13 protein-coding genes are annotated in these 14,245 nt (G+C 76.2%); 7 read left to right on the forward strand and 6 right to left on the reverse strand.

Translation table 11 applies throughout. The annotated features are described in order from the left end of the window. Positions 1-19 precede the first annotated feature (19 nt). Complete coding sequence (locus ACWEQL_RS06465) at positions 20-1,378, reverse strand: CoA transferase (protein ID WP_452149037.1); 1,359 nt, start codon at positions 1,376-1,378, stop codon at positions 20-22. A 100-nt stretch (positions 1,379-1,478) separates the two neighbouring features. Continuing rightward, positions 1,479-2,726: a cytochrome P450 gene (locus ACWEQL_RS06470; RefSeq protein WP_452149061.1), complete on the reverse strand. Its 1,248-nt coding sequence runs from the start codon at positions 2,724-2,726 to the stop codon at positions 1,479-1,481. A gap of 381 nt (positions 2,727-3,107) precedes the next feature. Here ACWEQL_RS06470 and ACWEQL_RS06475 point away from each other — a divergent pair, with 381 nt between their 5' ends. Then, positions 3,108-3,929, forward strand: coding sequence for a hypothetical protein (locus tag ACWEQL_RS06475; protein WP_452149038.1), 822 nt, complete (start codon positions 3,108-3,110; stop codon positions 3,927-3,929). Between the two features lie 253 nt (positions 3,930-4,182). Here the strand turns inward: ACWEQL_RS06475 and ACWEQL_RS06480 are convergent, their stop codons facing one another. After that, the gene (locus ACWEQL_RS06480) at positions 4,183-4,455 is read right to left on the reverse strand and encodes a zf-HC2 domain-containing protein (RefSeq protein WP_452149039.1); all 273 of its coding nucleotides are present in this window, start codon (positions 4,453-4,455) and stop codon (positions 4,183-4,185) included. Here ACWEQL_RS06480 and ACWEQL_RS06485 point away from each other — a divergent pair. From ACWEQL_RS06485 to ACWEQL_RS06500, 4 genes are all read left to right on the forward strand, one after another. Then, entirely contained in the window at positions 4,454-5,095 is a 642-nt protein-coding gene (locus ACWEQL_RS06485; protein WP_452149040.1) for a sigma-70 family RNA polymerase sigma factor, read from the forward strand. The two genes, ACWEQL_RS06480 and ACWEQL_RS06485, sit on opposite strands and share 2 nt — an antisense overlap. Before the next feature lie 132 nt (positions 5,096-5,227). Next, the gene (locus tag ACWEQL_RS06490) at positions 5,228-6,676 is read left to right on the forward strand and encodes an MFS transporter (RefSeq protein WP_452149041.1); all 1,449 of its coding nucleotides are present in this window, start codon (positions 5,228-5,230) and stop codon (positions 6,674-6,676) included. After that, the gene (locus ACWEQL_RS06495; RefSeq protein WP_452149042.1) at positions 6,673-8,034 is read left to right on the forward strand and encodes a cytochrome P450 family protein; all 1,362 of its coding nucleotides are present in this window, start codon (positions 6,673-6,675) and stop codon (positions 8,032-8,034) included. Before ACWEQL_RS06490 ends, ACWEQL_RS06495 begins: the two co-directional genes overlap by 4 nt. A 143-nt stretch (positions 8,035-8,177) precedes the next feature. After that, entirely contained in the window at positions 8,178-9,137 is a 960-nt protein-coding gene (locus ACWEQL_RS06500; protein WP_452149043.1) for an L-tyrosine/L-tryptophan isonitrile synthase family protein, read from the forward strand. On the opposite strand, the gene ACWEQL_RS06505 is transcribed toward ACWEQL_RS06500, so the two are convergent. The 3 genes from ACWEQL_RS06505 to ACWEQL_RS06515 form a co-directional block, all read right to left on the reverse strand. Further along, a complete protein-coding gene (locus tag ACWEQL_RS06505; RefSeq protein ID WP_452149044.1) occupies positions 9,122-9,934 on the reverse strand; it encodes an ABC transporter ATP-binding protein in 813 nt (270 codons plus the stop codon). The two genes, ACWEQL_RS06500 and ACWEQL_RS06505, sit on opposite strands and share 16 nt — an antisense overlap. Further along, complete coding sequence (locus ACWEQL_RS06510; protein WP_452149062.1) at positions 9,931-10,959, reverse strand: FecCD family ABC transporter permease; 1,029 nt, start codon at positions 10,957-10,959, stop codon at positions 9,931-9,933. The genes ACWEQL_RS06505 and ACWEQL_RS06510 overlap by 4 nt, the downstream gene beginning before the upstream one ends. Before the next feature lie 90 nt (positions 10,960-11,049). Continuing rightward, positions 11,050-12,135 (reverse strand): ABC transporter substrate-binding protein, encoded by a 1,086-nt coding sequence (locus ACWEQL_RS06515; RefSeq protein ID WP_452149045.1) that lies wholly within the window; start codon positions 12,133-12,135, stop codon positions 11,050-11,052. Positions 12,136-12,253: 118 nt separating this feature from the next. Here ACWEQL_RS06515 and ACWEQL_RS06520 point away from each other — a divergent pair, with 118 nt between their 5' ends. Beyond that, positions 12,254-13,024, forward strand: coding sequence for a helical backbone metal receptor (locus tag ACWEQL_RS06520; RefSeq protein ID WP_452149046.1), 771 nt, complete (start codon positions 12,254-12,256; stop codon positions 13,022-13,024). Between the two features lie 142 nt (positions 13,025-13,166). Continuing rightward, the gene (locus ACWEQL_RS06525; RefSeq protein WP_452149047.1) at positions 13,167-14,165 is read left to right on the forward strand and encodes a transglycosylase SLT domain-containing protein; all 999 of its coding nucleotides are present in this window, start codon (positions 13,167-13,169) and stop codon (positions 14,163-14,165) included. Positions 14,166-14,245 lie beyond the last annotated feature (80 nt).

Here is a 14,245-nt window from a genome sequence, read left to right on the forward strand (position 1 = left end):
CCACCCGGCTGTGACACCGTCAGACCCAGGTGGCCCGGTCCGTCCCCCAGCGGCCCGGCGGACGGGACCAGTCGGCGGGCGCACCGGCGTACCCGATCGGCGGCAGGGCGTGCCGCAGCCGCCCGTACGGGGAGTCGGTGTCGGTGATCCAGCGGTCGGGGTCGTACGGCTCGGCGCCGGTGGCGGGCTCGTCCTCGGGGATGTCGCGCATCAGCCAGGTCGCCGTGCCGGCGAGCGAGTACCGCAGGTGGCGGCCGCCGGGGCGGCCGGTGCGCTGCTCGGTGAGGGCCCGCAGCACGCCGGCGGCGATCAGGTAGCCGGTGCCGTGGTCGAGGGCCTGGGCGGGCAGCGCGCCGGGGCGGCCGTCCGGGCCGGCCTCGATCGCGGCGATGCCGCAGCCGGCCTGGACCAGGCTGTCGAAGCCGCGCCGGCCGGCCCACGGACCGGTCCGGCCCCAGGCGCGGAGGTCGGCGACGATCAGGCCGGGGCGGCGTTCGAGGAGGGCCTCGGGGGCGAGGCCCAGCCGGTCGAGGGCGCCGGGGCGGTAGCCGCTGACGACCACGTCGGCGGAGGCGAGCAGCTCCTCGAAGACGGCCCGGTCGGCGGGGTCGGCGAGGTCCAGGCGGGTGGAGCGCTTGCCGAAGCCGGTGTCCGCGTGGGCGTCCTCGGCCTCGGGCAGCGACGGGGAGTCGACGCGCAGCACGTCCGCGCCGAGCAGCGCGAGGGTGCGGGTGGCGACCGGCCCGGCGATCACCCGGGTGAGGTCCAGGACGCGGATCCCGGCGGCCGGCAGCGCGGCCGGGCCGAGCGGGCGGGCGGCGGGCCCGTCGAGGACGGTGGTCTCCACCAGGGGGTGGCGCTCCTCGGTCGGGGGCGCGACGGCGACCGCGAGCGCCCCCGCCTCGTACGCGCGCTCCTGGATGCTCCGGGCCGGGTGCGCGCGCAGCTCGGCGGCCAGCTCCTCGGGCCCGGTGCCCTCCGGCAGGCCCAGGGCGGCCAGCAGCCGGGCGCGGTGGTGCGGGTAGTTGGCGTGCGTGCGCAGCCAGCCGTCGGCGGTCTGCCAGAAGCCGGACAGCGGGGCGAAGGAGACCGGCGCGCGGCCGTCGATCCGCAGGTGGCGCTCGCTCACGAAGGCGGTGGCGACGGCGCCCTGGTCGATCCGCACCTCGGGCACCGGGCCGCCGCCGCGGTGCGCGGACAGCTCGGCGGCGGCCAGCGAGGCGGTGGCCACGGTGGCCCGGGCGAGCCGGCGCACCGGGAGGCCGGAGGGCAGCACGGCGTCGGGGCCGTGGAAGGAGACCCGCCCGAGCAGCTCGGTGGGCCCGCCGAGGGCGGCCCAGGCGTGCGCGGTCGGCCGGTCGATCGAACGTTCTGTCATGAGCGCATTCTGCGCCCGAGGTTGGCCCGAGCGCTGTGATCCCGGTTACGGGTGGGGCGCGAGGGGCGGACCTCGCCGGGGGCGTGTCGGGGGCCGCGGCTCAGAAGGTGAAGCCCAGCGAGCGGATCCGGTGGTCGAAGCTGGAGGGCACCGCCTCCGGCTCGCCGACCGAGCGCAGCCCGGGCAGCCGGGAGAACAGCTCGCGGTAGAGCACCTTCATCTCCTGGCGGGCCAGGTGGGCGCCGAGGCAGAAGTGCGGCCCGCCGCCGCCGAAGCCCAGGTGCGGGTTGGGGGTGCGGGTGATGTCGAAGGCGTCCGGGTCGGGGAAGACCGTCTCGTCCCGGTTGGCCGAGCCGAAGTAGAGCACCACCTTGTCCCCCGCGCGCAGCCGGGTGGTGCCGATCCGGTGGTCGGTGGCCACCGTGCGGCGGAACTGGATGATCGGGGTGGAGTGGCGCACGATCTCGTCCACCGCGCCGCCGAGGTGGCGGTCGAGGTCACGGAGGAGCAGGGCCCGCTGCTCGGGGTGGGTGGTGAGCAGGTGCAGCCCGTGGGCGAGGGCGTTGCGGGTGGTCTCCACTCCGGCGACCAGCAGCAGCGAGAAGAAGGCGCCGAGCTCGCGGCCGGTCAGCCGGCGTCCGTCCACGTCAGCGGTGACCAGCGCGGAGATCAGGTCCTCGGTGGGCCGGCGACGGCGCTCCCGGCCGAGCTCGGCCACCATGCCCTGCATCCGGGCCAGCGCCATCAGCCCGCGTCCGGGCACGCGCAGGCGGCGGCGGGCGACGCCGGTGTGCTCGGAGGCGTGGTCGACCTGGTCGAGGATCGCCCGGCGGGGCTCCTCGGGGATGCCCATCATGTTGCAGATGACCTGGAAGGGCAGTTCGGCGGCGACGGCGGTGACGAAGTCCTCGGGCCGTTCCTCGGTCACCCGGTCGACCAGCCGGACGGCCACCCGGCGGATGTCCTCCTCCACCCGGGCGATCAGGCGCGGGGTGAAGGCCTTGGAGACGATCCGGCGCAGCTGGGCGTGGCGGGGGTCGTCCAGGTTCACCATCGAGTCGCCGAACAGCAGCCGCACCCAGCGGGCCGGTTCGGGGGTGGTGACGCCGGGGCCGCTGATGAAGACGGCGGGGGCGCGGCTGGCCTCGACCACGTCGGCGTGCCGGACCAGCGCGTAGTGGCCCCGGGCGGGGCGCCGGCCGGCGGCGGGGCGCTCGACGACGAACACCGGGCCCGGTAGGCGGCGGAGTTCGGCGAAGGCGGCGGCCCGCTCGGCCGCGGACAGCCGCCAGAAGCTCGGGTCGGCGAGGGCGACGGGGGCGGTCAGGGGATGCGCCGCGGTGGCCATGTCGGAGGGGCTCCTGTCCTGCTGGGTGCCCACATTTAGGGGATAGGGGAGGTGCGGTGTCAAACCGCAATGACCTTATGATTTAAGGCTTTTCTGGCATGGAGAGCGGGAGAGGGGGAGAAGGCGGGCACTCCGGGAACGGCTCGCCGGGCGGGCGGCCCGGAGGCGGGCGGGGCTCGCCAGGCGGGCGGGGCTCGACGGATGCGCGGGCTTGCCGGACGGGCGGGAGCCGAGACCGGGTCAGGTCCGGTGCCGGCACCGGGGGTCGGGTGCGCGGCCCGTACCGGCCTGGTGGGCGCCGGCGGCCGGGGCATAGTCTCACGGAGTGGAACCGGCCGATGACCGAGGGGGCGGCACGTCCGGGCCGTCGGAGGTGCGACGATGAGTGCCATCGTGTTGACCGACCGGATCCGCTCGCTGCGCGCCGTGGTCTTCGCCGCCCTGTGCGTGGCGTTGGCCGCCACGGCGCACGTCGCCATGGCCGGGCCCGGGGTGTCCGTACCGGCGCTGGTCGGCGCGTTCACCCTGGTGCTCCTGCCGACCTGGCTGCTGGCCGGGTCGCGGCGCGGGCCGGTCCTGATCGCCGCTTGGATGACGGCCGCCCAGTTCGGTCTGCACCGGCTGTTCGAGCGGGCCGGGTCCGGTGCGTCCGGTGCGACGGCGGGCCCCGACTGGGCCGGGCTGCTGCTCTGCAACCCGGACCGCGCGCCGGCCGGCCTCTCCCCCGCCGACCTGGCCCGGATGGCCGGGCTGGACCCGGACGCCGCCGTCGTCGGCGGGATCCCGCCGCTCGGCGGGGCGCACCACGCGGGCCACGGCACCGCCCTGACGGCGACCGCCCACCCGGCGGCCGGCCCCGGAGCGGCCTCGCACGCGGTGTCCGGCCACGGGATGTCCGGTCACGCGATGCCGGGCCACGACATGGCGGCCGGGATGTCCGCCGGCATGCTGGCCGCGCACCTGCTGGCCGCGCTCGCCTGCGCGCTGCTGCTGTGGCGCGGGGAGGCGGCGCTGAGCCGGCTCCCCGAACTGCTGGGCACGCTGGCGGCGGGGCTGCTGCCGCTGCTGGTCCTCGTGGTGCGGCCCGCGTACGAGCCGCCGGCCCTCCCCCGGTGTGCCGGGCGCCGCGCCCGGCGTCCCCGGCCCGCCCCGCTCTCGCACGTCCTGGTCCGGCGCGGTCCGCCCACCGCACTCGCGTACTGACGCGCCCGCCGGCGGCACCGCCGCGGTGGGCAGGTCGCCCCGCGTGTCAGCCCCCGGCCGTCGGCCGCGGGGCCCGACCCGCCGGGGCCCGGCGTCCGCGCGCCCGCACCGTCCGTACGGGCCCCACCGGCCCGTCACGACCGAGCCCGTAGGCCTGAGCCCGTCCGCGACGGGCTCCTCCGGACGGGCGGCGCGGTGACCCACCCGACCTCGGCGACGCCGTCCGTGACGGCGCCGCGTCCCGTCGCATCCCTCAGGACCCCTCATGCCCTGCCACGCCCTCCCGGCGCAGCCCGGTGAGCAGCCGCGCCGACCACTGCGCCGACGGCCCGTCGGCCCCGCCCGTTCCACCCGCCGCGCCGGATCCGTCCGGCCCGCCCAGTGCGCGCAGCCGCTCGGCGTCCGCGCGCCACTGCCGGCAGCCGCCGCAGCGCGCGAGGTGCGAGTCCAGCCGCCGCTCCGGCAGGCCGGCCGGTTCGCCGTCGAGGCGGGCGGACAGGGCGACACGGAACTCGGCGCATCTCATGCGCTTATCGTCCCGCACCCCGGCCCGGGCCGGGCCGTTCGGGTCTCCCGGACGGAGGCCCGCCACCGTGGATGACGAGCAGCTGACCGCCCTCGCCCTCACCGCAAGGGAGGGCCGCCCGGCCGACATCGAGGCCTTCGTCCGGGCCACCCAGCGCGATGTGTGGCGCTTCGTCGCCCATCTGACGGACGTGCAGTCCGCCGACGACCTCGCCCAGGAGACCTTCCTGCGCGCGCTGCGCGGGCTACCCGCCTTCGCCGGCCGCTCCTCCGCCCGCACCTGGCTGCTGTCCATCGCCCGCCGCACGGTGGTCGACCGCTACCGCAGCGCCGCCGCCCGTCCGCGCTGCGCCGCGCTGCCGGACTGGCAGGAGGCCGCCGAACGGCACGTCCAGCCGCCCTCGGCCGGCTTCGAGGACGGCATCGCGCTGACCGACCTGCTCGGCCGGGTGTCCGCCCAGCGCCGCGAGGCGTTCGTGCTCACCCAGGTCGTCGGGCTCAGCTACGCGGAGGCGGCCCAGGTCACCGGCTGCCCGATCGGCACCGTCCGCTCCCGGGTCGCCCGGGCCCGGGAGGAGCTGATAGGCCACCTCCGCGCGGCCGAGGCGGCGGCCGCCCCCGCCCTGGCCGCCGCCTGCTGAGGAGAATCCCCCAGGTGTTCGGGAACTCCCGCCCGCCCTGACCCGACTGCTGTGCCGGACGCCGCCGACCGGTGGCGTCCGGCACGGCACGGCCGCCGCGACGGCCGCGGCAGGCGGACGGGAGGACGGTTGATGACGGCCCCACAGGTGAGCCCACGGGCCACCCCACCGCCGACGCGGGACCGGTGGAGCCTGGTGATCGCGGCCGGGCTGCTCTCCTTCGTCGCCATGCTGGACATGAACGTGGTCAACCTGGCGCTGACCGACATCGCCCGCGACCTGGGAGTCTCCGCCGGGGCCGCCCAGTGGGCCGTCCTCGGGTACCAGCTGCCGGTGGTGGCCCTGCTGCTGCCCGCCGGACGCTGGCTGGACCAGGTCGGCACCCGTGCCGCCCTGCTGCTGGCGGTCGGCGGCTTCGCGCTCTGCGGCGTCCTCGCCGCGGCCGCGCCCTGGCTCGCCTGGCTGGTCGCCGCCCGGCTGGCCCAGGGCGCCTTCGGGGCCGTGCTGTTCGTGCTGATGCCGGTGCTGGCCGCGCGGTCCGTACGGCCGCAGGCCCGCGGACGGGCGATGAGCGTGCCCGCGACGCTGGGGCCGCTCGGCGCGGTCACCGGACCGGTGATCGGCGGGCTGCTGCTCGACCACGTCGGCTGGCGGGCGATCTTCCTCATCAAACTGCCGGTCTGCGCGGCCGCCTGCTGGATCGCCTGGCGCGACGCCCCGCGCGGCGGCCGGGCCCGTCTTCGGGCTCCCGACCGGGGCTCGCTCGCCGACGCCGCCCTGATCGGCTCCGCCGTGGCCGCCCTGCTGCTCGCACTCACCCTCTCCCCCGGCACGCCGGGCCTGCTGCTGCTCGCCCTGCCCGCCGTCCCGCTCGTCCTGCTCTGGACGAGACGGCCGGGCGGCCGGCCGGTGCTGGAGACGCTGCGGGCCTCGGGCACCGCCGGGGTGAACGCCTCGGTGCTCGCGCTCGCCGCCGGGTTCGCGGCGACCCAGTACCTGCTCGTCCAGCACCTGCGGGCCGGCGGCGTCAGCGCCACCACCACCGCGCTCACCATGCTCGCCTTCCCCCTCGGCATGGTGCTGGCCGGACGCCTCGGCGGGCGGCTCGCCGACCGCTGGGGCGCCGCGCCCACCGCGCTCACCGGGGCCGCGGTCACCGCGGTCGGCCTGCTGCTGCTCGTCCCCGTCGACCCCGACTGGTCGCCCGCCGGGATCGCCGCACGGCTCGCCCTGGCCGGCGCCGGGATGGGCCTCAACGGCGGGCCCACCCAGGCCGTGGTGATGACCGCCGCACCAGCCGACCGGCTGGCCACCGCCGGGTCGGCCGTCCAGCTGGCCCGCAGCCTCGGCTTCGCCACCGGCCCGGCGCTCGCCACCGCCGCCGTCACCGACCCCGGCGCCTCCGTCCGCCCCGGGCTCGTCCTCGCCGCGCTCGCCGCCTGCGTGGGCGTCGCCCTGCTGGCCCTGCACCACCGCACCACCCGTAACGCCCGCACCACCCGTAACGCCCGCACCGCCCGTACGGCCGGCGCCACCGGCGCCGCCGAGAGCCCGGAACCCACCACGAGGACGTCCGCATGACCGACACCACCGACCGGACCGGCCACGAGCGGGACACCGCCCGCTGCCCGTACGGCCACGGCGAACTCCCCGACCCCGTCCCGCTGTACGGCGCCGCCTACAAGAGCGACCCGTACCCGCTGTACGAGCGGATGCGCGCCGCCGGCCCCGTCCACCGGGTGCGCTTCCCCAGCGGGATAGCCGCCTGGCTGGTCACCGGCTACCGGGCCGCCCACGCCACCCTCAACGACCCCCGCCTCGGCAAGAACCACGCGCTGGGCAACGACGGCTGGCGCCGGCTGGCCTCGATCATGCCCGAGCCCCAGCACTCCCAGCTCCAGGTCCACCTGCTGCACCAGGACCCGCCCAAGCACACCGCCATGCGCCGGCTCGTCCTCGACGCCTTCGCGCCCCGCCGGGTGGAGTCACTGCGCCCCCGCTTCCAGGAGCTGGCCGACGCCCTGGTGGACGAGCTGCCGGAGAGCGGCGGCGCCGACCTGGTGGCCGGCTTCGCCGCGCACTACCCGTTCCGGGTGCTCGCCGAGGTCATCGGCCTGCCCGCCGACCTGGCCGCCCGCTTCGACCGGGACTGGGGCAAGGTCGTCCAGCCCGTCGGCCCGCAGGACCCCGGCCGCCCCGCGTACGAGGGCCGGCTGCGCGCCCTCCAGGGCTACATCGCCGACGTGGTCGCCCACAAGCGCGCCCACCACGACCCCGACGGGCCCGAGGTCGACCTGCTCGGCCGGCTGGTCGCGGCCCGCGACAGTGGCGAGCTGAGCCAGGAGGAGCTGGACTCGATGGTCTTCCAGCTGCTCGTCGCCGGGCAGGAGCCGGTCACCAACCAGATCACCACCATGCTGATCACCCTGCTGCGCCACCCCGGGCAGCTCGCCCGGCTGCGCGACGGCCTCACCGCCGACCCGGCCCTGCTGCCCCGGGCGATCGAGGAACTGCTGCGCCACGACGCCGCGTTCGAGCTCACCACCTGGCGCTTCTTCGCCGAGGACAGCGATCTGTTCGGCACCCGGATCCCGGCCGGCGACTCGGTGATCGTCTCGCTCTGCGCCGCCAACCGCGACCCGGAGCAGTTCCCGGACGCCGACGCGCTCGACTTCGACCGCACCCCCAACGCCCACCTCGCCTTCAGCCACGGCATCCACTACTGCCCGGGCGCCGCGCTGGCCCGCGCCGAACTCCAGATCGCGATCGCCACCCTGCTCACCCGGCTGCCGGGCCTGCGACCGGCCTACGCGGACGGCGCCGCGGACGCGGGCGGCACCCAGGACGCGGACGGCGGGCCCGACCCGCTCACCTGGATCCCGGCCGTCCTCGCCCGCGGGGTCAACCGGCTGCCGGTGGCGTACGACCGACGCGTCTGACCCGGCCCACCCGGCCCCCGCCCCCAACCCCCGCTCGCCCCGCCGCCCGCCGCCCGGCGGCCGGCCCACCCGTGCCGGAACCGCCAGGGCGCGGCCGCGCCTGCCCGAAGACCCCTGACGACCGTTCCGTGGAGGACCCCGTCATGCCGTACGCCGGCACCGTCACCACCACCGCCGCCCCCGTCGACCCCGCCGAGGTCGACCGGATCTGCACCGAGATCCTCGCCCTGCTGCTGCCGCACCGCCGCGCCTCCGACCCCGGGACACCCGTCTCCCCGGCCGACTTCCCGCTCCAGCTGGCCCGGTTGGCCGACTTCGTCCGGGCCGGCGAGCCGGTGCTGTTCACCCTGCCCGGATTCCCCTGCAAATCGCCCAACCCCGCCAAGGTGCTCGGCCACCTGCCCGACGAGGGCGAGCGGCTCTCGCTCACCTTCCTGGACGGGCTCTGCGCGGCCATCGGCGAGGTCCACCGCCCCGGCGCCCGGATCCTGATCTGCTCCGACGGGCACATCTTCGGCGACCTGATCCACGTGCCCGACGACCACATCGACGCGTACTCCGACGCGCTGGCCGCGATGATCGCGCGCGAGGGCCTGCACCGGCTCGACACCTTCGACCTGCGGGCCGTCCTCGGCGACCTGCCGTACGACGAGAAGCGCGCCCGGGTGCACGCCCGGTACGCGCCCGGCCGCGAGCGGCTGCGCGAGCAGGTCCGCACGGACGAGGAGACGCTGCGGCTCTACCGCGGCATCACCCGCTTCCTGACCGACGACACCACCGGCTTCACCGGCACCCGCTCCGCACTGCAGCGGGACTGCCGCGAACGCGCGTACGCGGTCATCCAGCGCAGCCGGGCCTGGGGCGACCTGATCGCCGAGCACCACCCGCGCGCGTTCCGGCTCTCCATCCACCCGCAGCCGGCCGGCGCCGCCAAGTTCGGCATCCGGCTGCTGGAGGCCCGGGACGCCTGGACCACCCCGTGGCACTCCTCGGTGCTCCACCGGCCGGACGGGCGCTGGGAGTTGCTGCGCAGCGAGGAGGCCGCGAAGCTGGGCCGCCCGGTGCTGCGCGACGGGCGGCCCAGCCACTACGAGGCCGGCTGATCCTCGGGAACCCTCCGTCCGGGCCCGGCGGGCGTGCGGTGGTCGAAGGCGATCAACGGATCGCCGGTCAGCGGGTGTTCGACCACCGCCGCCCGCACCCCGAACACCTCGGCCAGCAGCTCCGGGGTCAGCACCTCGCGCGGCGTGCCCGAGGCGACCAGGGTGCCCCGGTGCAGGACGTGCAGCCGGTCGCAGACCGAGGCGGCGGCGTTCAGGTCGTGCAGCGCGACCAGCGTGGTGCGGCGCTGCTCGCGCAGCAGGGCGAGCAGCTCCACCTGGTGCCGCACGTCGAGGTGGTTGGTGGGCTCGTCCAGCACCAGCACGTCCGGCTGCTGGGCCAACGCCCTGGCCAGCAGCACGCGCTGGCGCTCGCCGCCGGACAGCTGGGCGAACCGGCGGCCGGCCGCCCCGGTCATGCCGACCCGGCGCAGCGCCTCGGCGACCAGCCGGTGGTCCTGCGCGTCGTCGGCGGCGAAGGCCCGCTTGTACGGGGTGCGGCCCATCGCCACCACCTCGCGGACCGTCAGCTCGAAGTCACCGCCCCGCTCCTGCGGCAGCGCCGCGATGTGCCGGGCGGACTGCGCGGCGGACAGTGCGCCGAGCTCCCGCCCGGCCAGCAGCACCCGGCCGGCGCTGGGCCGCAGATGGCGGTAGACCGTACACAGCAGGCTGGACTTGCCGCTGCCGTTCGGGCCCACCAGGCCGGCGATCTCGCCCTCCTCGGCGACCAGGGTGGCCCCCGCGACCACGGTCCGTCCGGCGAGGGCGACGCTCAGGTCCTCGACCGCGATCCTCAATTCCGCTCCAGTCGTCGGTCCAGCAGGTAGAGCAGGGTGGGCGCACCGAGCAGCGAGGTGACCACGCCGACCGGCAGTTCCTGGGTGTCCAGCGCGGTCCGGGCCACCGTGTCGACCACCACCAGCAGCACGGCCCCGGTCAGCGCGGACAGCGGCAGCAGCCGGCGGTGGTCACCGCCGACCAGCAGCCGGCACACGTGCGGCACCATCAGCCCGACGAACCCGATCGCCCCCGAGACGGCGACCAGCACGCCGGTCAGCACGCTGGTGACGACGAAGAGTTCACGGCGCAGCCGGCCGACGTCCACGCCCAGCCCGGCCGCCGTCTCGTCCCCCATCAGCAGGGCGTTCAGTCCGCGCGCCCGGGCCTGCAGGGCGGCCAGGCCGAGCGCCACCACCACGGCGGGCACGACCAGTTGGCCCCAGACCGCGCCGCCGAGGCTGCCCATCAGCCAGAACAGCACCCCCCGGGTCTGCTGCTCGTCGTCGGTCTGCAGCACCAGATAGCTGGTGAAGCCGGCCAGGAACTGCCCGATGCCGATGCCCGCCAGCACCAGGCGCAGCGGGGAGAAGCCGCCGCCGCGCCGGGCCAGCAGCCAGACCAGCGAGAACGCGGCCAGCGCCCCGGCGAACGCGGCCGCCGAGACGCTCAGCCCGATCGCGTCCCCCGCCCCCAGACCGAGGCCGGCGCCCAGCACGATCAGCGCGACCGCGCCCAGCGAGGCGCCCGAGGAGATGCCCAGCAGGTACGGATCGGCCAGCGGATTGCGCACCAGCGCCTGCACGGCGGTGCCCACCAGTCCGAGGCCGGCGCCCACCAGGGCCGCCAGCAGGGCACGCGGGACACGCAGTTGCCAGACGATGAGGTCCCGGGTGCCCGGTTCGGGCGCCCGCCCGGTGAGCCGCCGGGCGACCACCGACCAGACCTCGCCGGGCGGGATGTCCACCGAGCCCAGCGAGACGGCGGCGGTGAGGGCGAGGACCAGCGCCACCGTGAGCGCGGCGGCCAACGGCCCGGCCCGCAGGGTGCGTTCCCCGCGGGCCGGGCCGTCGGCGGCGGCCGGGCCGTCGGCAGCGTCGCCGGCCGTACGGTCGGACAGCGTCGGGGCCACCGGCTACCCTGCCTTCCGGACGAGCGCCGGGTGGACCGTCTCCGCGATCTGCCGGACGGTGTCGGCGTTGCGCACCCCGGCGATGGTGGTCACCTCGGAGCCGATCCGCAGGAACCTGCCCTCCTTGACCGCCTTGAGCCCCTGGGTGGCCGGGAACTCGCGCAGGAACCGCTCGGCCTCGTCGAAGGCCTTGCGGTTGGCCTCCTCGCTGCCCTTGTTGCGCACCCCGAGCTGGATCCAGTCCGGGTTCTTCGCGACCACGTCCTCCCAGGAGACCTGCTTGAAGTCGGCGTCGCAGTCGGCGAAGACGTTGCGCGCGCCGCCCAGGGTGATCACCGCGTTGGCGACCTGCCGGCCGCAGACCGCCACCGGCTGCTTGGTGCCGGCGTCGAAGTCGAAGAAGAAGTAGCCGGGCCGGTGGTCGGCCGGGACGGCGGCCAGCGCGGTGGTCACCTCACCGGTCCGCGTACGCATCGCCGCGACCAGCTCGTCCGCGCGGGCCGAGGTGCCGGTGACCGCGCCGAGCCGCTTGAGGTCGGTCTCGACCTGGGCCAGGTCGGTCCGCGGCCCCTTCGCCGCCTGCGGGGTGCCGGCGCACGCCGTGGACAGCAGGAACACGTGCTTGATCCCGGCCGCCGAGAACTCCTCCTCGCTCGGCCCCGTCCCCGCGCCGCCCATCATGGTCATCGCGCCGAAGGTGTCCACGTACAGGTCCGCGCCGGAACCCAGCAGCTTCTCCTTGGCTATCACCTTGTCGCCCAGCACCGGCACCTTCGCCGCCTGCTCGGCCAGCGGCGCCGGCAGCGCCCCCTTGCCCGGCGGGAAGCCCGTCCCGATCACCCGGTCACCCGCGCCCAGCTGGAGCAGCATCTCCAGGCTCGCCGCGTTGCTGGTGACGATCCGGCGCGGGGCCTGGGTGAAGGTGGTCTCCTTGCCCATGCAGTCGGCCACCTTGACCGGGAAGCCGGCGGCTCCGCCGGTCGACTCGGCCTTCAGGTCACCACCGGTGCCTGAACTCCCGCAGGCCGTGGCAAACAGGGCGACGGCGACGGCCGCGGCGACGGGACCGCACAGCACGCGAGGGCGCATGACAACTCTCCTGGTGAACGGGGCTCGCACGGGCCCGCCGCTGCGGACCCGGACCAGTTGGTCGGACGCGAGCGCGGCCCGGTTCCCGCAACTTCGCGGGGACGGCTACCGTGGCCGGGTGGCTCACCTCGACGACCTCGGCCTCGCCGTCCCCGCACCCCGTCCCGTACGGCGGGTGGTCTCCCTCGTCCCCTCGCTGACCGAGGCCCTCGCGGCCACCGCTCCCGGCCTGCTGGTCGGCGCCACCGACTGGTGCACCCACCCGGCCGGCCTCGCCGTCACCCGCGTCGGCGGCACCAAGAACCCCGACGTCGCCCGGATCGCCGCGCTCGCCCCCGACCTGGTCCTCGCCAACGCCGAGGAGAACCGGGCCCCCGACCTCACCGCCCTGCGCGAGGCCGGACTCCCCGTCTGGGTCACCGACATCCGCACCCTCCCGCAGGCCCTGACCTCCCTGCACCGGATGCTCACCCTCGCCTGCGGCCTCCCCCGCCCCGCCTGGCTCGACGACGCCGCGGCCGTCTGGCAGGACATCCGCCCGGCCGGCCCGCCGGTCCGCGCGATCGTCCCGATCTGGCGCCGCCCGTGGATGGTCCTCGGCGGCGACACCTTCGCCGGCGACCTGCTCACCCGCCTCGGCGTCACCCTCGTCCACGCCGAGCACCCCGAGCGCTACCCCGCCATCCCCCTCCCCGACCTCCTGGCCGAGACCCCCGACCTGGTGATCCTCCCCGACGAGCCCTACCGCTTCACCGCCGACGACGGCCCCGAAGCCTTCCCCGGCACCCCCACCGCCCTGGTGAGCGGCCGGCACCTCACCTGGTACGGCCCGTCACTGACGGAGGCGGCCCGGGTGCTGACGGCTCAGCTGGGGACGCGGTCGGCGTGATTCCGGCTGTGGGACGCCCTGTTGGGGCCGGAGGGGCGGCGGATTCGGGCACCCGTTCACGGGGCGGGATCCGGCTCGTCGTACGATGACCGCTCCCTACCGGACCGTCCGGTAGCGAACGGGGGGTTCCGATCGTATGCGGGTGAGTACTTCGCGACGGGCGATGGTCGCGGTCTCGGTGGCGGCCGTGTCCGGTGCACTGTTGACGGGTTGCGGGAGCAAGGGCGGGGACGACAGGACCGAGAAGGCCAGGGCGTCCGTCACCGCGAGCGCCACCGCGTCGGAGGCCACCAGCGCCCCGGCGTCCCCGAGCCCCGGCACCGACCCCTCGGCGAGCGCGAGCCCCACCACCGACCCCAGCGCGAGCAAGTCGGCCAAGCCCAGTGCGACGCCCACCTCCGCGAAGCCGAGCGCCACCGTCGCCGGCGGCACCAAGCCGACCGCCGGCACCGGCACCCCCAAGGTGGGCACGCCGGTCGTCGCCGCACCCGTACCGACGGCCAAGCCCGGCCCGGTGGCCCCGCCGCCCCCGCCCGCCCCCGCCGTCCCGCACACCCCGCCGCTGCAGAGCAGCTGCAAGCCCAGCTACCCGCGGCCGAACGAGCCCAAGGACGCGGTCTCCTCGGCCCTCGTCTCCGCCGCCGGCCAGGCCCGCACCCTCAAGCTCAGCAACGGCGGCACCGACAACCTGCCCGCCCTGCCCGTCAACCTGGTCAAGGCGATCGCCTGGCAGGAGAGCGGCTGGCAGTCCGGCATCCTGGCCTGCGACGGCGGCATCGGCACCATGCAGGTCATGCCCAACACGGTCAGCTGGATGAACGGCAAGTACGGCACCAACTCCGACCCGAACACCCTGGCCGGCAACGTCCAGCTCGGCACCCAGCTGCTGGACTGGCTGGTCGCCTACTACGGAGACTCCTGCTTCGGCGGCACGTACGACCTCGGCCCCGACGCCTCCGGGAAGACCCCGCTGCTCGACCTGGTCATCGCCGCGTACAACGCCGGCGCCGGCAAGGTCCACTACACCACCGTCACCGACCCGGCCACCGGCGTCACCACCGGCAGCCTGGAGATCCCCAACCCCTCATACGTGGCCAACGTCAAGGCGCTGATGAGCAGCCAGCCCTGGACGAAGGCCTGAGCGACCGAAGGCCGCGGGCCCGGCGGATGCACATCGCATCCACCGGGCCCGCAGCCTTCCGTACAGCCCCGACGGGCCTC

The sequence above is a fragment of the Kitasatospora sp. NPDC004240 genome, from assembly GCF_053603215.1.

What these genes read in the sequence shown, in the direction of transcription:
- ACWEQL_RS06465 (WP_452149037.1), bottom strand. Translation starts at nt 1,378, where the DNA reads ATGACAGAACGTTCGATCGACCGGCCGACCGCGCACGCCTGGGCCGCC.
- ACWEQL_RS06470 (WP_452149061.1), bottom strand. Translation starts at nt 2,726, where the DNA reads ATGGCCACCGCGGCGCATCCCCTGACCGCCCCCGTCGCCCTCGCCGAC.
- ACWEQL_RS06475 (WP_452149038.1), top strand. Translation starts at nt 3,108, where the DNA reads ATGAGTGCCATCGTGTTGACCGACCGGATCCGCTCGCTGCGCGCCGTG.
- ACWEQL_RS06485 (WP_452149040.1), top strand. Translation starts at nt 4,454, where the DNA reads ATGCGCTTATCGTCCCGCACCCCGGCCCGGGCCGGGCCGTTCGGGTCT.
- ACWEQL_RS06480 (WP_452149039.1), bottom strand. Translation starts at nt 4,455, where the DNA reads ATGAGATGCGCCGAGTTCCGTGTCGCCCTGTCCGCCCGCCTCGACGGC.
- ACWEQL_RS06490 (WP_452149041.1), top strand. Translation starts at nt 5,228, where the DNA reads ATGACGGCCCCACAGGTGAGCCCACGGGCCACCCCACCGCCGACGCGG.
- ACWEQL_RS06495 (WP_452149042.1), top strand. Translation starts at nt 6,673, where the DNA reads ATGACCGACACCACCGACCGGACCGGCCACGAGCGGGACACCGCCCGC.
- ACWEQL_RS06500 (WP_452149043.1), top strand. Translation starts at nt 8,178, where the DNA reads ATGCCGTACGCCGGCACCGTCACCACCACCGCCGCCCCCGTCGACCCC.
- ACWEQL_RS06515 (WP_452149045.1), bottom strand. Translation starts at nt 12,135, where the DNA reads ATGCGCCCTCGCGTGCTGTGCGGTCCCGTCGCCGCGGCCGTCGCCGTC.